Here is a 20,379-nt window from a genome sequence, read left to right on the forward strand (position 1 = left end):
CCGAGTCATGAGGCGAAACAGTTGGGGATAGATAAAAACTCCATTACAGATTGGGTAAGGAAGTACTTGGAAGGTGGTTATGAAGGATTGAAGGAAGCCAAAGCATGTAAAGTCTACCCCAAAGATTGCAACTGGCTGCAAACAGGGATGTACTATCCGGTAATCATTCCATACGAGGAGCAACAAAGAAGTATCATATTTCAAGCAAAAGTGTTTTGACGAATTGGATTTCCAAGTATACTAGTGGGGAAGAAATAAAACCTACTCGTAAAGGAAAAGGACAATCCCCCATGAATAAAGGACGTAAAACCACTTTTGAAGAACGCATTGAAATCGCGCAATATACCATCGCAAATGATCTAGATTACCAGAAGTCGATGGATAAATATGGTGTTTCCTATCAACAGGTGTATGCATGGGTTCGTAAATATAAATCGGGCGGTGAGGCAGCCCTCAAAGACAATCGTGGCCGTAATAAGTCTGTAGAGGAGCTGGATGATCATGAACGGCTCAAGCTCCGGATTAAAGAGCTCGAAGTCCGAAACGAGTATTTAGAGATGGAGAACGCCTTCGCAAAAAAGTTGGCAGAGATCCGGCGACGAAATACACGCTAACCTTAGTTCGGCATGCAGACTTGTATCAAGCTATCCAAGAACTGCACGCCGAGAAAGGCTATGCCATCACGAAGCTGTATAAGCTAGCAGGAGTCGCCCGATCTGTCTATTATAAATGGCTTAGCACCTAATGAATTCCGACAAGCTGCATAAAAGAAGAAAAAAACTCCGTACAATTTAATTGAACGGAGGGAACACTATTTTTGCCTTTTTACATTGTCTACTTGACAGGGGGCACTTCACAAGCCGCTGATCCCGCCGTTTACACCAATAACGACTGAAGACGATGCCTTCGTAGCTGCCAAGCTCACGAGGGCGGATGAGCTATTCATCGAACCGCCTGAAGCTCTGCCAACCAGTCCGCCAAAAATAGAAATTCCGCGAACTTCACCTTCTACGGAGCTGCCGGTGATAAGGCTCTAATCCGCCTGACCGATTAAACCTCCGATATAAATCGTACCCTCCACAAAGACATTCTTTAGATGGATATCACTAAGAGTGGCCTGGTTAACATATCCGAACAACCCAAACCAGGCCCGTTCAACCTTGATATTCATATTTGAGATGGCATAACCGCCGCCGTCATAAGAACCCTTGAAAGGATTAGGATACTGAGTATTGTTCCTTACGTTAATTTCACCGATTGGTGCCCAGCCCTCCCCTGAACTGTAGGAGGATAAATCGATATCGGCCACCTGTTTGAATGAAGCACTCATATAATAACGCACCTCATTCAAAAACTCGGCGGAGCCGACCTGATAAGGTTTTCGATTGCACCTCACTTGCTGAATTTATGTTAAAATTTTAGTTAAACTACTGAAATAATTATAACTAAATTATTAAAGCATTTACTAAATATGCAAGGATCGGAAGCACTAGTCAAGAGCCAAGCTGTAAGGTTGTTTATTGCCTTTTCTTTAAGTTAGAGTCCGTGTTATATAATCATAGAATAGAAGATTACCTGGAAGATTAACTCCGGTGACGAACCCGCTTTCGGTTTCATCGATTCGAACTTTGTATCCCAATTCACCCACCTTGGAAAACCCTTCCTTTCTTGATTGGCCGGGCTTCTGGATAAAAAAACATGTTCTTCTTCAAGTGCATGATCTCTTGTTTCATTTCTATATTATCACTTAACTACTCAATTGATAAAAATGCAAGCTATATCCTTAAGGTATAAACGACACTCTGATTATATATCAATGTAACAATAGAGGCCAAGAACAGGCACGTAAGGGTCAACCCAATAAATGAGGATCGCAGCCCATGCATGCCTGAACGGCCTATGTTTGTTCTACTGACCCGTAATTGCCTCGAGTAGGTCAGGAAGTAATTCGCCAGCTTTAACGAATAGGGGCAGTCTCTCCAACGGGGCTTCCACGGTCAAGCTTTGTCCTCCTTCATACTTCCTTCCGGTATATGAATCGACCCAAGTCTCTCCTTGAGGCAAATATACTTCGCGACTTCTGGCCCCTTCCTGCAACACGGGTGCAACCAATAGATGAGGACCGAACATATACTGATCGTCGATATCCCAAGCCGAAGCATCTTGAGGAAAGTCATAAAACAAAGGCCGCATTGGAGGCGTTCCGACTTCATGGGCTTCTTTCATTAAATCACTAATATAGGGCCGGAGACGTTCACGGATGAACATGAACCTTCTCAAGATCTCATAATTTTCTTCTCCGAAACTCCAAACTTCGTTGGCAGCACCGCTGGGAAAAATACCTCCTCCGGATGTGCTAAGCGGCATTCCTTGCGGTTGTCTGTCACCATGAATGCGGAATACTGGACAGAATGCTCCATACTGAAACCAACGCACCAAACACTCTTGAAATGACGGATTGTCTGGATTTCCGCTATGGAATCCTCCGATGTCCGTGGTCCACCATGGTATGCCGGCAATCGCCATGTTCAAGCCGGCCTTGACCTGGATTCGCAAAACCTCAAAGTCAGAACCAATGTCGCCCGACCAGACAAGCGCGCCATAACGCTGACTTCCCGCCCACGCACAGCGAACGAGGTTGATGATGTTGGTTTGTCCCGCTTCTTCCATTCCTTCATAGAAGGCTCGGCTGTATTCTCTGGGATAAATATTGCCTACCTGCAAAGCGGATCCCATATGATAACGGTAGATATCGTGATCATATACGCTAAACTCCGGCTCAGCCTCGTCCAACCAGAAGACTCTTATCCCTTTGTCATAGTAATTCTCTTTAATTTTCCCCCACAGAAATTGGCGTCCCTGGGGATTTGTCGCATCAAAAACCGCATTTGGGCCAACAAAGTTAAAGTGGGTTCGAACCCCTCGATCCGATTGGATCAAATACCCTTTCTCCAGCATTTCTTCGTAGTTATCACTATCTTGCTGAACAGTTGGCCAAACCGAAACCATCAGTTCTATTCCCATTTCCTTCAATTCTTTTACCATGCCTTCAGGGTCCGGCCAATATTCCGGGTCAAATCTCCAATCACCCTGATGAGGCCAGTGAAAAAAGTCAACCACAATGACTGAAATCGGCAAATTTCTTCGTTTGTACTCCCTGGCTGTCTCTAGCAATTCTTCCTGCGTCTGATATCTCAATTTGGATTGCCAAAAACCCATTCCATAGTCAGGCATCATAGGCACTTTTCCGGTGACGGATGCATAGGTCTCTTCAATTTCTGCAGGCGAATCCCCGGCCGTAATCCAATAATCCATCTGCTTGGTTGAAGGCACGGACCACTCCGTAACATTAAGGCTAAAGTTCACTCGTCCGATGGCGGGGTTGTTCCACAAGAAACCATAACCCAAGCTGGACATTACAAAAGGGACGCTGATTTGGCTGTTCCGATGAGTCATTTCCAACGTACAACCTTTCAAATTCATAAAATCATGTTGGTATTGCCCCATACCAAACAGCTTTTCCTTCGGATCAGAGTTGAATCTAACAGTCAATCGATAATCGCTGTTACCCGGGTGAGGAATTAATTCTCTTCCACCGTATTTGAGCTGGTAAGTATTCTCGGTTTCTTGTAGCAGCATTTCGCCTTTTTGATTATAGATTGCAATCTGTCCCGTCCGTTGAATCACCGCTTTGATCTTTCCATTGACGATCGTAGCCGTGCTCTCTTCGATTGTGATTTCGGTCTGACCCTCATTCACCGGCAACAGCGCCCAGTCTTCATTATTCATTTGGGGAATGCGGGAGGCACGAATACGCAGAGCATTATTCCCCCAAGGTTCTATCCAAAGTTGTTCTGAATCATATTCCCTGATCAATCGATTACCATCTATTCTAAACATTCTCTCTCTCCATTCTTCTATCGAATTTGTCTAGTACATTTATTTTACAGCGCCTTCCGAGATGCCTTGTACGATATATTTCTGAAGAAACATATAGAAGATTATAATCGGAATTATTGCAATGACTAATCCGGCAAGGGCCAAATGCCATTGTTTTGTGTATTCCCCAAAAAAGTAAAACATCTTTAACGGGATCGTGTATAATCCTTCTTTATTAATGACAATGGAAGGCAACAAATAATCATTCCAGAACCACATTACATTGATAACAATCACTGTCACGGTTGTAGGTCTGAGTAAAGGTAAAATAATGTGCATATAAATTTGGAATCGGTTGGAACCGTCTATTAACGATGCTTCATCCAGTTCTTTCGGCAAACCTCGCAACGCACCAAAATAGAGGAATATCGACATACTTGATGCAAGTCCCAAGTACATGATCATTAATCCTACGCGATTCAGCATATCCAAGGAACCAAAAACCGAAACAAGCGGGATCATAATAGCCTGAAACGGCACTAACATTAATAGAGCATAAACAAAGTAGATTATCGAGCTTATTTTTCCTGGACGTCTTGAAAGAGCATATGCAGCCATGGAAGTACAAACACAGATAATTAGTACACTGCCACAGGCAATAATCAAACTGTTCGCAAAACTCTTATAAAAATCCAAGGCGAGAAAAGCGTCTTTATAATTAGCCAATGTCGGATTAGATGGAAAGCCCAATTTGTTAGTAAAAATCTCAGCTTTTGTTTTGAATGAATTTGTAATTACAAGATATAATGGATAACACCAAAAAAGGGACATTACAATACCCAGTAATATATTGATCGTTTTTGAGATCTGTTTATGTCTACTCATAAATCAACCTCTCGTTTCCTGGTAAAATAAAGCTGTACCAGCGTAATGACGGTAATGATGAGCATAAATATCATGGCTTTAGCTTGTGCAAACCCCATATCCATGACTTGAAAGGCCGTGTCGTAAATATTCATTGTGGCCATCTCCGTGGATTTGAAGGGACCTCCTTTTGTAAGTGCCATATTTTGATCGTAAATTTTGAATGTATTGGATATGGTCAGAAACAAACTGATGGTAAACACGGGCGCCAGCAATGGAAATTTAACTCTCCAAAAAGTTTGCCATGCACTTGCTCCGTCAATCACCGATGCCTCTATCACTTCACCGGGAATATTCATTAAAAAGGAAATATAAATGATCATGATATAACCGCTCATTTGCCAAATGAGCAAAATAATCAATCCCCAAAAACCGGTCACAGTCGTGGACAGCCATCCTTGAAAGAAGGTAAATCCCGTGAACTGGTATAACCCTTCAAAACCTTTCAAAAAAATAAATTGCCATATAAATCCAAGTATGATACCCCCGATGAGGTTCGGCATAAAAAAGATGGTTCGAAACACGGTGCTGAATTTGCCCATTTTTTGTGTAACCAACAGCGCCAAAGCCAGACCCATCAAATTTATGCAAAAGACGGCAACCAAAGAAACTGAGCCGGTAAACCACAAACTGTGTAAAAACTGATCATCTTGAAAGGAATTATAATAATTATCGAGACCCACGAACTCAAGCACTTGAAATCCATTGTATTTCGTTAAAGAATAATAAATTCCTTTCATAAATGGAATGATAATTACCAATAACAATGCTAGCAAGCTAGGTGACATAAAAAGCCAATAAGTTGATCGTCTCATCTTCATTATGACACACCCTTAATCCATTCAGTTGGAAATTGGCGCCACTGATGATGTGGGAAAATGGCGCCAATTTATTGTGCAAGGTTACCTACTGCTCAACTTTGTAAAATCGTTTTTGGTTATTTCTATAAATTGATCCCAAGTAATGTTTCCTGCTAAATATTTTTGAAATTCGCCATGCATATTGGAATAAAAACCATCCGGATATTGATTGAACACCCATACTCTCGTTTTGCCTGCTTCAAGCATTTGATAGATTTCTTTGGATACAGGATCCTCGATACCTTCAATGTTATAACCTTTATGCGCCGGAATGTATTTAAAGCTCGATAGAATTTGTTCTTTCCCAAAATCGGAAGTATACATCCAATCCAAGAACTTTTTGGACGCCTCCACCGTCTGTTCGTCCTTTTGTTTGTTTACAAACCAAAACCAAGACGGTCCTGCGCTGATGTACCCCTCCGAATCACTGTCCACAAAGAAGGGTAAAATCCCCAATTTTTCTTTTGAGAAAGTCGGGTCAATGCTGTCAAGCGTCGGTACAATCCAATTCCCTTGGCTTAAAATGGCGACTTTATTGTTTGCGAATAATTCCTCAACCGCTGTACTATAGTCGAGTGATACAATAGGCTGGACATTGTATTGATTAATCAAATCCGTATATTCCTTCATTCGATCTCCGTATTTCCAATTCAGTTGGTCGGCTTCGTAGGTAACGTTCAAGTCATTGTCAAATTCCGGAGCCGTGAAGTGATTGGAATACTGGCTTGCAAATCCGCCGTCATCGCCGACAAAAGCAAACACAGCATTCAGACCAAGCGACTCTTTTTGGCTGTCTATCTTTTTCACCGCTTCAACAAATTTGTCATAAGTTGTTACAGTTTCTGGATCTACGCCGGCAGCCTGAAAGATCTCTTTATTAATCATCCAACCGAAACCCTCAATATTTAATGGTATACCGTACGGAGCTCCATCGATCATGGCTCCTTGCAAAGTTCCATCGATCGCCTGCTTGGCAGATTCCATGTCGGATACATCCAATAAGTAGTCTTTATAGTTAACTGCAATTGCACGACCGGGTAAAATAAACAATGCCGGCTCCTCTTTAGATGCGAATTTGGCTGCCAAAGCGGACATGCCGTTTTGTCCCGCGCCTACCGTTGTTAAGACGATGTCTATATTTTTGTTTTCGCTTTCAAATTGCTCTATCAAAGCCTCCATTTGAGCTTTCGTTTCGGCTTTTGGGTTAAATATTTCGACAACGGTTTTTTTTCCGTTATCACTACCCTCTGATTGAATCTGATCCTTGTTATTATTCAATGAACATCCGGCTAACACAACAACGACTAACAATGCGATCACAGAAACTTTTCCTAATTTCATAGATGACCATTCCTCCTCAAGCCTTTTTTAGTGAGTAATCATACTTAATCGAGAAGTTCGCATTTGATTTACCTCCCTGATTGGTCTACACTTTAATCATAATGGTACTTTTTTATTGTTACTTTAATTATTTTTCTAAGAAACTACACTATATTGATGTTTATACTTGGATCTTTTGCATGGGGGAGTGAGGACTTTTGATGGAAGAACAGATTTATGTCTATCGAGATTGGAAGGAAAAGCATAATCATGGTACGCCTTTATTGCCTGTCTCGCTTCATCACACTAGCGTCCCTTCCAATAAGGAAACTATCCTCTATACACATTGGCATCCGGAATGCGAGTTTTTGATTGTGTTGGAAGGTAAGGCTGTTTTCACTATTGAAGACAAAAAATACCACCTGAAAAAATCAGATGGTCTCTTTATTCCCCCCAAGTGTCTGCATTCTGCCACACATTTGGACTACTCGGAATGTAAATTCTTTGCCGTTGTATTCGATCACGAATTTTTAATCAGCAGTAATAACACGTTCTTGTTCAATAAATACATAAATCCAATTATTGTAAGCGGAAGCGCATACTCCCTTCACTTTTCCTGTGAAAATTCATGGCAAAAAGATGTTCATGATTTGATCAAGGCCATTGGTTTCCATTTTGATCACACCATGGAGACCACTGCGCTCTCCATAAAAGGTAAACTGCTTGAATGCTGGCAAATTATGTATAATCATCACTTTGTCTCAATTAATAACAATTCAGCCCAGAAGAAAAAGCAAGAACGCCTAAAGTCCGTTTTTGATTATATAAATGAGCATTATCGGTTTGACATTTCGCTTGCTGATCTTTCCAAACTCCTTTCCATTAGTGAGGGTCAATTTTGCAAAATATTTAAAGATGTGACAGGCCATACTCCTTTTCATTACATTACGAGATTACGAATTTTGAAAAGTTGTGAGCTCTTGCTTTCTACAGATAAAAAGATTACGGAAATTGCTGATCTTACCGGATTCAATAATATTAGTTACTTCAATCGAACTTTTAAAGAGTTTATGAATTGCAGTCCGAATTCTTACCGAAAAAGATCCAAATCTTAATGCAGGCGCTTACGATATCCAAAAAAGGCAGTACAGCGTGTTCCCACGCCGTACCGCCTTTTATTTCTCTCAATTATGCTTCTACACCAGCCGATCCTTTGCTCGCTTTCCCTTCCTGCGGTACGGCAGGAGCCGCCTGATTCGACGTGCGGTGCGGAAGTTCCTTCAGGAAGAAGACCAGGACAAATGCAACGCCAAGCACAAGCGTAGCAGTCAGGAACACGACGGACAGCGTATCACCGAGCACGGAGCGAAAGCCCGCGATCATCTGCGCGAACAGAGGCTGCACATCTGTAGGCAAGCCCGCCTGAGTTTGTTCAATCAATGGCTTATTCATCAGCGTCTGCGGATTTGCGAAGCCCATCATTTGCTTAGCCATTTCCCTAGCCGCACAACTTCAGGCGTCTATATAAACAATACCGTCCAATAAGGCAACTGATGCCGATGCTGGCGGTATGATTTTTGTTTCCCCTCGATTCCACGATGAAAGCCCAGTTCCGATAAGGATTGGGCTTTTTCCTGCAGTTCATCTATTGCTTCATATATCTCCAGATCATGGTCATAATATCTTTAGCCTGGTCATAGCCCTCCAAGCTCTTAAAGGCATCCACATATGGCTTTAGCAGGGCGTTGACCACCGATTCTCGTAGAGGCTGCTGTTCGATTTCATAGCGCAGCGCTGCTGTGAGATCCGCCTGCGGCTTGGTGAATCTAAGCTGACGCGCGGAATCGTCCAAGGCTTGGAGAATATCCTCCTGCTTGACCTCCTCTTGCGTCACTGAGTTTTTTGCCACAAACAGCTTCTCGTCGTCAATGACGGAGGTATTCTTCTCGACCAGGCAATCGATTATATAGCTCATGTAGTGCAGCAATACCGTACGAGCGACATGCTTGGGCTCGATATTGGACTGGTTGATCGATTTGGCTGTAAACAGCAGATGCTGTTGAATTCCCATAAAAATAACAGCTGCTTCAAAGGCATGCTGGCGTAATTTCTCGCCGAACACGTCGACCAGGCGGCCTGCAAGCCATTCGATTTCGAAGAGGCGGTGCTGCATCACGTATTGCTTCATTTCTTTATCGCGAGAATGCAGAATTTCTTCGAACAAGGCGGACAAGCCGTACTTTTGACTGCTCTTCGCAATCATCGAGATTTGTTCGATTAAGACATCAGGGTCGCTGGGATCCTTGCCGATCTGCAGCTCGCTTCTATTCATATGCGCTTCATACCGGAGCTGCTCCAGCACGGCACTGACGCATTCATTCTTCGAGGCGAAGTAATTGTAGAACGTTCCTTTTGAAATGCCTGCCCGCTCAATAATATCTTGAATAGAGGTGGGCATGATTCCTTTCTCAATAAATAAGGCAAAGGCATGGTTGACCACTTGGATTTTACGTCGATTCATGAGTTCCTCCGTACAATCTAATACCAACAAGTATATCTACGATGATTGGAAAACACAATGCATATTATACCCACGGTATAAAAACTTGATTTTATTAGACCGATGATATAAAATCATCAAGTAACTTTAAATTTTAATATAGAGATAGGAGAAGCATCAGCATGAGCAATACTGTTAAACAGTTAGAAAAACCACCCTACTTAATGCTAGGCTTGTTATTTTTCGCAACCTTTGTTGCATTTCTTAATAATTCATTGTTAAATGTCGCTTTGCCGACCATCATGAATGATTTCAAGATTGACTATTCTGCCGTCCAATGGTTATCTACAGGCTATATGCTCGTAAGCGGGATTCTGATTCCTGTATCAGCCTTCCTGCTTACCAGATTTACGAATCGCAGTTTATTTATTACGGCCTTATCCATTTTTACTCTTGGTACGGTCATTGCCGCTTATTCTCCAAACTTTGGTTGGTTAATCGCTGGCCGTATGATCCAGGCGGCAGGCTCCTCCGTCATGTCTCCTTTGTTGATGAACATTATGTTAATCAGCTTCCCACGTGAGAAGCGTGGCGCGGCCATGGGGATCTTTGGTCTGGTTATGATCGTGGCTCCGGCTATCGGGCCTACGTTATCCGGTTATATCGTGCAATATTATGACTGGCGCATCTTGTTCGAAATGATTCTTCCATTCGCCGTAGTTGCCTTACTCCTGGCGGTTTGGAAGTTCCGCAGCGTTATGCCAACTAAGCCGACACAGCTTGACTATCTTTCTGTGGTCCTGAGTACAATCGGCTTCGGCGGACTGCTCTATGGCTTCAGTGATGCAAGCAGCGCCGGCTGGGATGATCCTGTAGTTATCACCTGCTTAGTTGCTGGTGCAATCGCATTGGCGCTATTTATCATTCGTCAGCTGCGTCTCGACATTCCATTATTGAATCTCGACATTTATAAATACCCGATGTATTCGATGGCTTCTATCATTTCGGCCGTCAATGCTGCGGCTCTATTCTCAGGTATGATTTTGACGCCTGCTTATGTGCAAAATGTTCGCGGGATTACACCGCTGGAGTCTGGATTAATGATGCTACCAGGTGCCATCGTCATGGGGATTATGTCACCGATTACAGGGAAGCTGTTCGATAAGTTTGGGCCTCGTATTCTTGGCTTTATCGGATTATCTATTACAGTAGTAACGACATTCTTGATGTCGAAATTTGATCTTGAAACAACGTATAGCTATATCATTACCTTGTATTCTGTGCGAATGTTCGGGATCTCCATGGTCATGATGCCGATTATGACCAATGGTTTGAATCAGCTGCCTACACGGCTGAATCCGCATGGTACAGCGGCTAACAACACAATTCAGCAGGTAGCTGGCGCGATCGGCACGGCGATCTTCGTATCCATCATGAACTCCAAGACCAAGGCAAGTGCGGCTAGTCAATTGGCTGCCATCGATCCAACCACGATTACGGATCAAGTTAAGGCTCAGATTGGCCAAACGGCGCTGCTAGAGGGCATTCAATATTCCTTCGTCATTGCAGCTGCGACCACCTTAGTTGCTCTGATTCTTACTCTATTCCTCAAACGTGTAGACGTAAGCAAGGAGGCTCTCGCTAAGATTGAAGCCGAGCCTGTGCCTGGAGTGAAATAAGCGAAACGAAATAAGTAGAATGATATAACTCAACCCTGAGAGCTCGAAGCGATAGTCTTATGACTGCCAGCTTCGGGCTTTTCTTTACTTCGACTTGTTAAAATTTTGGGGTTTGATCTTTAGATTCGACCATTTAATCAGGCATGGGGATAGAGTAAGATCGAATCAGGTATACCTTTGAAAGAGGAGGTTGTCGGCGATGAGGCTATCTAGCATGCTGAGTAATGGCATGGTATTGCAGAGGAACGCAATGGTGATGATATGGGGGACTGCCGAGAGCGGCAGGAAGGTACAGGTTTCTTTTCTCGGAAAAGAATACGGCACGACGGCCGACTCTAAGGGAGATTGGCGTGTGGCATTAGAGAAGCTGCAGTCTGGCGGTCCGTATGAAATGACGATATCCATGGAGCATCAGGAGAGCATCATTCAAAGCGTCATTCGCGATATTCTGATTGGCGATGTATGGGTGCTTGGCGGGCAGTCCAATATGGAGCTGCCTGTGCGAAGAACGCTCGATGTGCTGGCGGAGGAAGTGGCAAGCGTAAATCTTCCCTTCATTCGCCAGTTTGCTGTACCACAGACTTACAACTTTCACGGTGTTCAGCATGAGCTTCCTCGGGCTGAACACCGTGATGCGGCGCAAGGGGGAGAATGGATCGCAGCCACTCCGGAGGAAGTGATGAACTTTAGTGCGGTTGGGCTCTTTTTTGCCAAGGAATTGTATGAAAAATATCAGGTGCCGATTGGTTTGATTCACGCCGCGGTAGGCGGGACGCCAATCGAAGCCTGGATCAGCGAGCCAACGCTTAAAGGCATCGGCGGTTATGAAGCTGTACTTGAGCAGTGTAAGGACGATAACTATGTAAGCGAAACCAAGCATAGGGATGAAGAACGTAACCGCATATGGTATAACCATTTGAACGATACTGACCTGGGGCTGAAGGAGGGCTGGTTTTGTTCCTCGTATGACACTTCGGATTGGAAAGATATCGAGGTTCCGGGCTCCTGGGCGGGCAGCAAGCTGGCCTCGGTGCGCGGCGCAGTTTGGCTGCATAGAGAATTCGATGTGCCGGCCTCCATGCTGGAGGATGAAATGTTGGATAATCAGATGCGGAATGGCGAAATGTTGAATGATCAAATGCTGCATGATGAAATGCAGAATAGTGAAGTGTGTAATAGTGAAGTTCTTCTGAAGCTCGGCACGATTGTCGATGCGGATGATACGTATATCAACGGGGTTTGCATCGGCAGTACCGGGTATATGTATCCGCCGAGACGCTACCCGGTTCCGAGGGGACTATTGAAGCCGGGGAGGAATAAAATTGCCGTGCGCGTGATCAGTACGCAGAATACCGGAGGCTTTGTGAAGGACATGCCGTATAAGCTGGTTGCAGGCAATCAGGAGCTCGACTTGCAGGGCACATGGAAATATCGTGTCGGTGCGGTTACTGAGGCTTTGGAGCCTCAGACCTTCTTTCAATACATTCCCTCAGGCGTCTACAACAGTATGATTGCGCCTTTGCGGGATTATCCAATCAAGGGAATTCTATGGTACCAAGGCGAATCCAATACGGGGCGGCCTGCTGGATACAGCGAATTATTCGCAAGCTTAGTTCAGGATTGGCGGCGCAATTGGGGTGACGACGACATCCCGTTCATTTATGCGCAGCTCGCTAATTTGGGGGAAGAGGACGACACGCAAGTGAACTGGGCAGAGCTTCGAGAGGAGCAGCGCAAAGGGTTGCAGGTACCCGATACCGCGATGGCTGTAACGATAGATGTCGGAGAATATAACGACCTGCATCCCCAGGATAAGAAAACGGTGGGTCAACGGCTCGCGCTGTGTGCCCGTAGGCTGGCCTATAGTGAGGAACAATTGGTGTACAGCGGCCCGATGTTCAAAAGCATGGAGCTTACTGGGGTTGCTAATCCAGAAGATGTGATTACGGCGGATGATGCGAGAGCGATTGTCCTGCATTTCGACCATGTCGGCAGCGGACTAACCACGTGGGGTGGCGGCAAGCTCCAAGGGTTTGCGATATGTGGCTCGGATGGCCGCTTCGTCCCTGCGGATGCGGTCATCTCCGGCGACACCGTCATCGTTAAGCATGACGAGATCCGGCAGCCTGTTCATGTCAGGTATGCATGGTCGAACAATCCTGCGAGGGCGAACTTGTATAACCGCGAAGGTCTTCCGGCTTCGCCGTTTAGTACATGGTGAGAACTGCTGGGAAATAAGCGATGGCCTGGATGAGATGAGCGAATAAGCTTCGTTATAGCCTCCAACCCTTTGCATCCTTACGGAAACTTATGCAATAAGCGTGGGGACAGCTTAACTAAGAGCACCGCCTGACCTGGCATGGAGGGAAGTGCGCCTGAATTCGTGCAAAAGTGCTACGATTTTATTTTGATAATGCAAGATGAATCGGAAATTGGGGTTATTTAGGATAGATGACCCTCGCCCACATCCATTTTAATAATTTAACTTGTATAAATGGAATTATAGTAGTTACTTTCTACGGCAAGGAAGGAAAAGTAGATTTAAATGGGTTTCATGTCGTTAGAAGAAGGGAATGGCTAATCATGGGCTGGATTCTTAATTTTAGGAGCATCAAATCCAACTAATCCCCTAAAATATTCGTTTAGAGCATAACTAGATACAGGAATTCCATTTAGTGTTCAGTAGCTTAGTGTTCAGCAGCTTAATGTTCAGCAGTTTTGTATACGCGTCTTAGTGTACGATACAGCTTAGTATACGCAAATGGCTCCCTGTAATGTCAAGGACAGCATGTACGGGACTATCCAGTCCCAAATAATGTAATATTTCTACTGATGCAATTTTAATATATTCCCCCTCCACGGTTTCTTTAGGACTAAAAAGGGAGAGTTTTTAATCTATGGGTATAACGGGCATCGCTTTACAAGGGAATTAACAAGTATTACCACCACTATTGGAGTTATAAAAATAGCGATCTGTTAATGAGCCATAAACGCTCGATAACAGATCGCTCTTTATTTGAGTTCGGCATAATAATTCTATATTCCACGCTCATACCATTTAGTTCAGCTTAATCATCCCATGCCAACTGTATTTTCACGACAGGCGTACATAAGAAGGTCAACAATAATTCCGGAGGCACATTGTGGTTCTGGTACCATTCGTAATTCGGTCTGGTTGGATCGATTGTCCAGCCGCTGTCAGGCAGCCATTCCTGAATCCACCGATCCCAGGTCGGGCCGATCTCTTCGGAAGAGCCGAAATGCACAATAACGGCATATAGCCCCCTGCTCCATACGGAGCCGTTTTAAGCATTCATGCACATTCTCGCAGGTAAGCTCGCGAAACTTACGGTGAAAATGATACGGCGAGGAATATACCTCCTTGGAGATTTGCCGGAAATTCAACGGTTCATCGAGAGCATTCATCATCCGCAGAATGGCTTCCTCCACTTTACGATGCCAGTCAATCTTCGTATTGGTTCTCATAACACCTCTAATGATAGTTCCCTTGGGAGTATTTGACCTGTCTCGTATTGCGCTTTTCAGGATGTGCTACCCATTTCGGAATGAAATTTCACTATGAAAATAAATTCTCCACAAAACAGCTCCATACCTGTTTAGGTATGGAGCTGCTTGCCTCTACATAGATCCACATTGACCTACATAGATATACATGAATCCCTCTGAATCCCCTGGAAGCTGCTTTATTCTACTTATACTCGCCCGTGTATTTCGGAGATACCAGGTTGACGCCCGTTGCCTTCTTAAACTCTTGAACGCGTGTATTCTTCGCTGCTTCAATGCTGCCAAGGCCAAGCTTATCCAATGTAGCCATAGCCTCACTGTAGAGGGACTCGAACTCAGCGGCGTTCTTGGCCAAAATCATCTTCGGAACGATTTGCGCCCAGTAGACGGTGATCTTGGCTTCCGCGTTCGCTTCCTTGGAGCCCGGCTCATAAGCGTCGAACAGGTTGCCTGAGTCTAAGACGTCATTGCTGTACATGTACTTGGCTGCGCCATGGAACAGGCCGTCCATATATTGGGTTTGCTCATTCTCTTCGGCTTCTCTGACATGCTTAAGCCATACCTCGTTCGTTAACCACCAGATCGATTCGAAGCCCCATTTCTTCGTAGCGGCGTTCCAATCCGCGTTGAACTCTTCATCGATCTCCGGATTGCGCTTGTATTTGCCATCGGAGGTAACTGTGAACGTCTCGCCTTCTTTGCCGAAGAAGCTGGCTACATGACCCTGCTCACTGTACAGGTATTCCAGAAATTGAATCGCACGGTCTGCGTGCTTGGACTTCTTGCTGACGAAGGTCAGCGTCCAGCCTTTGTTCAATGACCTCGGATATTGAGGCAGTGTGCCTTCATTGGACTTGATGGCATCGATCGTAATGTATTTTGCATTGGGATCGGAAATATACAACTGGCTGATCGGTGTCGTATAGTCGGCGTAGCTTCCGATCTTCATGAAGACGGCGCCCTGCGTCATTTTCTCTTCAATTTGGTTCCGTGCACTGGTGAAGTTCTCCAGAGACAGCAGACCTTCGGAGTATAATCGATTGCTGAACTCCAGCACATGCTTGAATTCATCTGTTCTGCGGAGGTCAACATAAGAACCGTCCTCCGCTTCCGGTACCGCACCGAAGGAACCGGCCAGCACGCCCAGGGAATCATTGATATATTTATCCTTGTCATCGAAATACAGCGGCATTACGGTCATGCCATTGTATTGAATATTCGCCTCTTTCACTTTCTTCAGGGCCGCGATGAAGGAGTCTTCCTGCTGCAGATCCTCTACCGTAATCCCTAATTGATCCATGATGTCTTTTCTTACAATAATTTGGCCATTGGAGCGTTCGTTATAGAATTTCTTGACGTCGGGATACTGCTCCAGCATTTCTGGCGACACATAGTAGTTCGGGATCGCGTAAAGATTACCGTCTGCCTGCGTATACCATTCGACCATCGTCTCCGGCAGAATCGTAGTCAAGTAAGGGTCATATTGCTCCATTAATTCATTCAGCGGAGCTACCATCCCGCTATTCATCAGCGTCTGGATAAGCGAAGTGCTGTTCCAGCGATCCAGCGTAATAATATCCGGCAGATTGCTGGTTGCCATCATGACGTTGAATTCCGCGTTTACATCGTTGCCCGCATGAATGAAGTCCACGCTGACCCCGGTTTCTTCCGTAATGAGCTTATCCACATAGTTATTTTTGGCGTCCCACTTCTTGGAATATCCCGCCACCCCGGTGTACCAGGACAGAGACACAGGCGAGGTGTCCGATTTCCAGCCAGGCTCGCTGGCAGACTGAGAGGCTGCTGCATTTTGAGAAGCATTCGGTTCGGCCGGCGTATTGTTGCCTGCCCCTTTTTGACTGGAACAGCCGGTGATCATGACCGTCAGAGCCAGCGCAATCGCCATGAATCGTAGTGATGCTTTGTTCATTGTATTTCCCCCTATGTGTAAAATAGTAAACTTTATATCATCAATCCTCAAATGCCGCTTAACCTTTGACAGAACCAATGAGCATTCCTTTGATAAAGAATTTCTGTACGAAAGGATAAACGAGCACAATCGGCAGTGATGCAGCAACCATGGCGGCTAACTGTAAGGTGGTGGTGGTGACTGAACCCTGCGCCGCTCCGAGTGTGCCCGACATATTCGCAAGCAATAGGGCGGCCTCCGTACTCTGAATCAATTTCAGGATATACAGCTGCACGGTCTGCAGGCTGTCGCCCTGGGTGAAGATCATGGCATCGTAGTAGGCATTCCAGTGTCCAACCGCTGTAAATAGAGAAATGGCAGCAATAACAGGCTTGGACAGCGAGAGGATAATGCGGAAAAATATCGTGTACTCGCCTGCGCCGTCAATTTTGGCCGATTCGATCAATGCTTCAGGAAGCTCGGCAAAATAAGAGCGGAACAGAATCACATTCCAGAAGCTAAACAGCGTCGGAATAATAAAGACCAGGAAATGATTGTAGAGCCCCAGCGCGTTAATCAGAATGAAATAAGGGATCAGGCCGCCGCTCAAATACATGCTCATCAGCCCGAGTGTGGAATACAGCCTTTTAAATTTCAGGTTCCTCCGCGAGAAGGCATAGGCGAATAAGGCGGTAAAAAGAACATGGCTCGCGGTTCCGATCACTGTTCTGGATAAGGTTACAGCGAAGGATTTCACTAAGGCGGTATCGCTGAACAGCGCGCTATAGTTATCCCATGTGAACTGTCTTGTCCACAGATACACGCCGCCCTTGGCATAGTCGAGGCCATCATTGAATGAGCCGATAACGGAATACCAGAAGGGATATAGGGTGAGTACGATTAAGCAAGCCATGATGAATACGTTGAACATATTGAACAGCCGGTTGGGCCATGAATGATCTTTAACCATAAGTACCTCCTTAAAAAATCCCTTTCCCGGTTATTTTCTTCGCTATGAAATTAGCCAGGTACAGTAGGAATAGCGCAATAACGGTTTTCATTAATCCGACGGCCGTAGCGTACTCCATACGGAATTCCCGTAAACCGACCTTATACACATAAGTGTCGATGACCTCACTGGCGTCAATGTTCAGCGGATTCTGCAGGACGAAGAACTGGTCAAAGCCGCTGTTCAGAATATTGCTAATGGAGAAGACGAGCAGGATCACAATCGTACCCGTAATTGCCGGCAGCGTTATATGCCAAATGCGGCGAAACCGCGAGGCACCGTCCATATAAGCCGCTTCGTACATCTCCTGGTCGATGCTGGCAATCGCCGCAAGATATAGAATGGCGCCCCAGCCTAATTCCTTGACTAAATTCGTAAGCACCGCCAGCATCCAGAAGTAATCCTTCTCCGCGAGGAAATGAATCGGCTCGGAAATGATGCCGAAGTTCACGAGCAGGTAGTTCAATACGCCATTGCTCGGCGACAGGATGTTGATGATTAATCCCCCGAAGATGCTCCAGGAAATAAAGTGCGGCAGATAAGTGATCGTCTGCGTTAGCTTCTTAAAGCGCGGGAAGGTGAGTTCATTCAGGAACAGCGCAAACAGGATCGTGACCGGAAAGGTAATGATGAGACCCAATAAGTTGATCCCAAGCGTATTGCGCAGCATGTTCCAAAAGTTAATATCCGAAATGAATTCTTTGAAGTTCGCCAACCCGACCCATTCCGACGAGAAAATCCCCTGGATTCCCGTGACGATGTTGTAATCCTTAAAGGCGATAATGACACCGTAAAGCGGAATGAACGTGAAGATTAGAATAAATAAGATGCCCGGTATAATCATCGATTGGAGCGAAAGCTGATCCCGATTGCGGAAAGATCGTTTCTCTCGTGCCAAAGCTGGATTTGAATTCGCTGTTGAAGCTTCCGAGTCTGTCATCTCTCTCTAAACCCCTTTCTCTTTTGCTGTATAACTAAATTGTAAGCGCATTATTTAAGAGGAAACAGGACTCAGATTTGTGAAAAGGTATCATTATTCGTCATCCGAAAACCATCTATCGACATGCAAAAACCTTCACATTCGCCGCATCGAACGTGAAGGTTGGAAACTTGCAGAGAGGCCACAGCCAACATAAAGTCGCGTAAATCCACATAAATCCGCATAAATCCGTATACATCCGTTACAGCCTACATCAAGCTCAGCACTCAGCATAAAGTGCTAAAGCCACCATGTGCCGAGCAGCATCAACTATTTCATGAGCTTCTGGTATTCCTTTGGGCTCATGCCGCAATAATTTTTGAACACGCGGGTGAAATTTTTCGGATTGCTGTATCCTAATGCGGAAGCGACGTCGCAAATTTTGACATTGATGCCGTTCAATGCTTCCTTGGCATAGTCCATTCGCTTCATCGTGACGTAGTCTTGAAAGTTCATGCCAGTACTCTCTTTGAACATTTTGCTAAAATATGTGTAGCTGACATTGCAATAATTGGCGATGACGGCCATATTAATCTCGCCCAGCAATTGCTCATCGACGTACTTCTTGGCGATTTCCACCATATCATAGCTGCGGATTAAGCTCTGGCGCGCCTCAATCGTCTGAAGTATCCGGGATATGAGGTATAAGCGCAATTGCTCGCTTTGCTCAAATGCAGAGAATTCCTGCTTCTGATGAGGAACCCAACTGATGGTATGCAGGATCGCGTCATAATTGCTCCGAATGCTGTCCAAGGTGCTTCTTCTTAATGACTCGTCTTTGAAGTATTTTTGAATATAGGGGAGCACCTGATCCTTCCGGCCCATATCGATCATTTCGGCCAAAATCCGCAAATCCGCCGGCGCGATACGGCGGTCTTCCCTTGTTAGAATATCTTCATGAAGTAGAATGGATTGCGGGTTTGCGGTCAGCTTGCAGCCCAGTACTTCCAATGCGCTCCAATATGCTTGTGCCAGCTCTGCTGCCGCAGGGACTGTCTTGCCTACAGCAATCACGATGGGAAGTTCGGGATTTCTCCATAAGAATTGCTGCAGGATCTGCTTGACGGGAGATATATCATTCAGCTCCCCAGCGTAGTTGATCCATGCGACAAGGTCATTTTGCCTGTTATAGAAGGAGTACAGCTTCATGGGTAAACGATCCGTGTCCGGCCTGGTCAGAAACGCCTCCCAATTGGCGCCCAAAGCTTCCGTATTTGGGGTGGAATGCATAGGGGAGATAATCGCCGCCGCCGTATTCGGATAAGGCAGGCTGAAGCCCAATTCCGCGAATGCGCGTTCCAAAGCGTGCTCATCCTGCTCGGTGTTTTGGATCGCCCAATTCATGCTTCTGCTGATTCTCTCCATCTGGGATAACTTTTTCTCTGATTCGCCCTTCTTGTACTGCTGCTCCTCCAGTTGAAGCTCCTGGATAATCTTATCCAATACCTCCAGCAGCTCTTCCGAATGGGCAGGCTTGAGCAAATAATCGCGCACCCCCAGCTTGAAGCTCTCTTTGACAAGATGGAAGTCATCATATCCGCTAATCACAATGATTTTATGTCCATGCTTCCCTTGTAGCTGCTTGATCATTTCAATTCCATCAAGCACCGGCATATTCAGATCGGTGAGTATGATTTGCGGATTTTCCCTTTCAATCATGGACAGCGCATCCGCACCGTCCTTTGCCGTCAGAATTTGCTCGATAGGCTGAATCTGCAGGTACGCGACAATGTCCCGAAGTCCTTCGCGTACGATTTCTTCATCATCAACGATAAGCAGTTTATACATGGCGGAA

General features: G+C 45.2%; 18 protein-coding genes. 5 read left to right on the forward strand and 13 right to left on the reverse strand.

Features of this window, described 5'->3' with window-relative positions:
* Window positions 1–21: 21 nt before the first annotated feature.
* Both CZ379_RS01180 and CZ379_RS01185 read left to right on the forward strand, forming a co-directional pair.
* Window positions 22–219: a helix-turn-helix domain containing protein gene (locus tag CZ379_RS01180; protein ID WP_110929924.1), complete on the forward strand. Its 198-nt coding sequence runs from the start codon at window positions 22–24 to the stop codon at window positions 217–219.
* 71 nt (window positions 220–290) lie between these two features.
* Complete coding sequence (locus tag CZ379_RS01185) at window positions 291–614, forward strand: helix-turn-helix domain-containing protein (protein ID WP_199925392.1); 324 nt, start codon at window positions 291–293, stop codon at window positions 612–614.
* Window positions 615–1,033: 419 nt separating this feature from the next.
* Here CZ379_RS01185 and CZ379_RS01190 read toward each other — a convergent pair whose 3' ends face one another.
* The 5 genes from CZ379_RS01190 to CZ379_RS01210 all read right to left on the reverse strand — a co-directional run bounded on the left by CZ379_RS01190 (window position 1,034) and on the right by CZ379_RS01210 (window position 7,004).
* Window positions 1,034–1,330 (reverse strand): M26 family metallopeptidase, encoded by a 297-nt coding sequence (locus CZ379_RS01190; RefSeq protein WP_110929926.1) that lies wholly within the window; start codon window positions 1,328–1,330, stop codon window positions 1,034–1,036.
* A gap of 578 nt (window positions 1,331–1,908) precedes the next feature.
* A complete protein-coding gene (locus CZ379_RS01195; RefSeq protein ID WP_110929927.1) occupies window positions 1,909–3,900 on the reverse strand; it encodes a glycoside hydrolase family 31 protein in 1,992 nt (663 codons plus the stop codon).
* Window positions 3,901–3,939: 39 nt separating this feature from the next.
* Window positions 3,940–4,764, reverse strand: coding sequence for a carbohydrate ABC transporter permease (locus CZ379_RS01200; protein ID WP_110929928.1), 825 nt, complete (start codon window positions 4,762–4,764; stop codon window positions 3,940–3,942).
* Window positions 4,761–5,624: a carbohydrate ABC transporter permease gene (locus CZ379_RS01205; protein ID WP_110929929.1), complete on the reverse strand. Its 864-nt coding sequence runs from the start codon at window positions 5,622–5,624 to the stop codon at window positions 4,761–4,763. The genes CZ379_RS01200 and CZ379_RS01205 overlap by 4 nt, the downstream gene beginning before the upstream one ends.
* Window positions 5,625–5,705: 81 nt before the next feature.
* The gene (locus CZ379_RS01210; protein WP_110929930.1) at window positions 5,706–7,004 is read right to left on the reverse strand and encodes an ABC transporter substrate-binding protein; all 1,299 of its coding nucleotides are present in this window, start codon (window positions 7,002–7,004) and stop codon (window positions 5,706–5,708) included.
* 200 nt (window positions 7,005–7,204) lie between these two features.
* Here CZ379_RS01210 and CZ379_RS01215 point away from each other — a divergent pair, with 200 nt between their 5' ends.
* Window positions 7,205–8,098, forward strand: coding sequence for an AraC family transcriptional regulator (locus tag CZ379_RS01215; protein ID WP_110929931.1), 894 nt, complete (start codon window positions 7,205–7,207; stop codon window positions 8,096–8,098).
* A gap of 73 nt (window positions 8,099–8,171) precedes the next feature.
* On the opposite strand, the gene CZ379_RS01220 is transcribed toward CZ379_RS01215, so the two are convergent.
* Entirely contained in the window at window positions 8,172–8,477 is a 306-nt protein-coding gene (locus CZ379_RS01220) for a hypothetical protein (RefSeq protein ID WP_407668588.1), read from the reverse strand.
* Window positions 8,478–8,628: 151 nt separating this feature from the next.
* A complete protein-coding gene (locus tag CZ379_RS01225; RefSeq protein WP_110929932.1) occupies window positions 8,629–9,504 on the reverse strand; it encodes a TetR/AcrR family transcriptional regulator in 876 nt (291 codons plus the stop codon).
* A 161-nt stretch (window positions 9,505–9,665) separates the two neighbouring features.
* Here CZ379_RS01225 and CZ379_RS01230 point away from each other — a divergent pair, with 161 nt between their 5' ends.
* Together CZ379_RS01230 and CZ379_RS01235 are read left to right on the forward strand one after the other, a co-directional pair.
* The gene (locus tag CZ379_RS01230; RefSeq protein ID WP_110929933.1) at window positions 9,666–11,162 is read left to right on the forward strand and encodes a DHA2 family efflux MFS transporter permease subunit; all 1,497 of its coding nucleotides are present in this window, start codon (window positions 9,666–9,668) and stop codon (window positions 11,160–11,162) included.
* Between the two features lie 199 nt (window positions 11,163–11,361).
* Window positions 11,362–13,383 carry a sialate O-acetylesterase gene (locus CZ379_RS01235; protein ID WP_110929934.1) on the forward strand — a complete coding sequence of 674 codons (2,022 nt, stop codon included), beginning with the start codon at window positions 11,362–11,364 and terminating at the stop codon, window positions 13,381–13,383.
* An 847-nt stretch (window positions 13,384–14,230) separates the two neighbouring features.
* On the opposite strand, the gene CZ379_RS27105 is transcribed toward CZ379_RS01235, so the two are convergent.
* The 6 genes from CZ379_RS27105 to CZ379_RS01260 all read right to left on the reverse strand — a co-directional run bounded on the left by CZ379_RS27105 (window position 14,231) and on the right by CZ379_RS01260 (window position 20,372).
* Complete coding sequence (locus CZ379_RS27105) at window positions 14,231–14,428, reverse strand: GyrI-like domain-containing protein (protein ID WP_199925393.1); 198 nt, start codon at window positions 14,426–14,428, stop codon at window positions 14,231–14,233.
* Window positions 14,361–14,648 (reverse strand): helix-turn-helix transcriptional regulator, encoded by a 288-nt coding sequence (locus tag CZ379_RS26490; protein WP_234404769.1) that lies wholly within the window; start codon window positions 14,646–14,648, stop codon window positions 14,361–14,363. Before CZ379_RS26490 ends, CZ379_RS27105 begins: the two co-directional genes overlap by 68 nt.
* Window positions 14,649–14,871: 223 nt before the next feature.
* On the reverse strand, window positions 14,872–16,617 hold the full coding sequence (locus CZ379_RS01245; protein WP_110929936.1) for an extracellular solute-binding protein: 1,746 nt from the start codon (window positions 16,615–16,617) through the stop codon (window positions 14,872–14,874).
* Window positions 16,618–16,675: 58 nt separating this feature from the next.
* A complete protein-coding gene (locus CZ379_RS01250) occupies window positions 16,676–17,566 on the reverse strand; it encodes a carbohydrate ABC transporter permease (RefSeq protein ID WP_110929937.1) in 891 nt (296 codons plus the stop codon).
* 10 nt (window positions 17,567–17,576) lie between these two features.
* On the reverse strand, window positions 17,577–18,545 hold the full coding sequence (locus CZ379_RS01255; protein WP_110929938.1) for an ABC transporter permease: 969 nt from the start codon (window positions 18,543–18,545) through the stop codon (window positions 17,577–17,579).
* A 309-nt stretch (window positions 18,546–18,854) separates the two neighbouring features.
* Window positions 18,855–20,372 carry a response regulator gene (locus tag CZ379_RS01260; protein ID WP_110929939.1) on the reverse strand — a complete coding sequence of 506 codons (1,518 nt, stop codon included), beginning with the start codon at window positions 20,370–20,372 and terminating at the stop codon, window positions 18,855–18,857.
* Window positions 20,373–20,379 lie beyond the last annotated feature (7 nt).

Origin of the sequence: Paenibacillus bouchesdurhonensis, from assembly GCF_900155685.1 — a bacterium.
GTDB lineage: Bacteria > Bacillota > Bacilli > Paenibacillales > Paenibacillaceae > Fontibacillus > Fontibacillus bouchesdurhonensis.

Coding starts and splice junctions, on each gene's coding strand:
- CZ379_RS01185 (WP_199925392.1), top strand. CDS start 291: ATGAATAAAGGACGTAAAACCACTTTTGAAGAACGCATTGAAATCGCG.
- CZ379_RS01190 (WP_110929926.1), bottom strand. CDS start 1,330: ATGAGTGCTTCATTCAAACAGGTGGCCGATATCGATTTATCCTCCTAC.
- CZ379_RS01195 (WP_110929927.1), bottom strand. CDS start 3,900: ATGTTTAGAATAGATGGTAATCGATTGATCAGGGAATATGATTCAGAA.
- CZ379_RS01200 (WP_110929928.1), bottom strand. CDS start 4,764: ATGAGTAGACATAAACAGATCTCAAAAACGATCAATATATTACTGGGT.
- CZ379_RS01205 (WP_110929929.1), bottom strand. CDS start 5,624: ATGAAGATGAGACGATCAACTTATTGGCTTTTTATGTCACCTAGCTTG.
- CZ379_RS01210 (WP_110929930.1), bottom strand. CDS start 7,004: ATGAAATTAGGAAAAGTTTCTGTGATCGCATTGTTAGTCGTTGTTGTG.
- CZ379_RS01215 (WP_110929931.1), top strand. CDS start 7,205: ATGGAAGAACAGATTTATGTCTATCGAGATTGGAAGGAAAAGCATAAT.
- CZ379_RS01220 (WP_407668588.1), bottom strand. CDS start 8,477: ATGGCTAAGCAAATGATGGGCTTCGCAAATCCGCAGACGCTGATGAAT.
- CZ379_RS01225 (WP_110929932.1), bottom strand. CDS start 9,504: ATGAATCGACGTAAAATCCAAGTGGTCAACCATGCCTTTGCCTTATTT.
- CZ379_RS01230 (WP_110929933.1), top strand. CDS start 9,666: ATGAGCAATACTGTTAAACAGTTAGAAAAACCACCCTACTTAATGCTA.
- CZ379_RS01235 (WP_110929934.1), top strand. CDS start 11,362: ATGAGGCTATCTAGCATGCTGAGTAATGGCATGGTATTGCAGAGGAAC.
- CZ379_RS26490 (WP_234404769.1), bottom strand. CDS start 14,648: ATGAGAACCAATACGAAGATTGACTGGCATCGTAAAGTGGAGGAAGCC.
- CZ379_RS01245 (WP_110929936.1), bottom strand. CDS start 16,617: ATGAACAAAGCATCACTACGATTCATGGCGATTGCGCTGGCTCTGACG.
- CZ379_RS01250 (WP_110929937.1), bottom strand. CDS start 17,566: ATGGTTAAAGATCATTCATGGCCCAACCGGCTGTTCAATATGTTCAAC.
- CZ379_RS01255 (WP_110929938.1), bottom strand. CDS start 18,545: ATGACAGACTCGGAAGCTTCAACAGCGAATTCAAATCCAGCTTTGGCA.
- CZ379_RS01260 (WP_110929939.1), bottom strand. CDS start 20,372: ATGTATAAACTGCTTATCGTTGATGATGAAGAAATCGTACGCGAAGGA.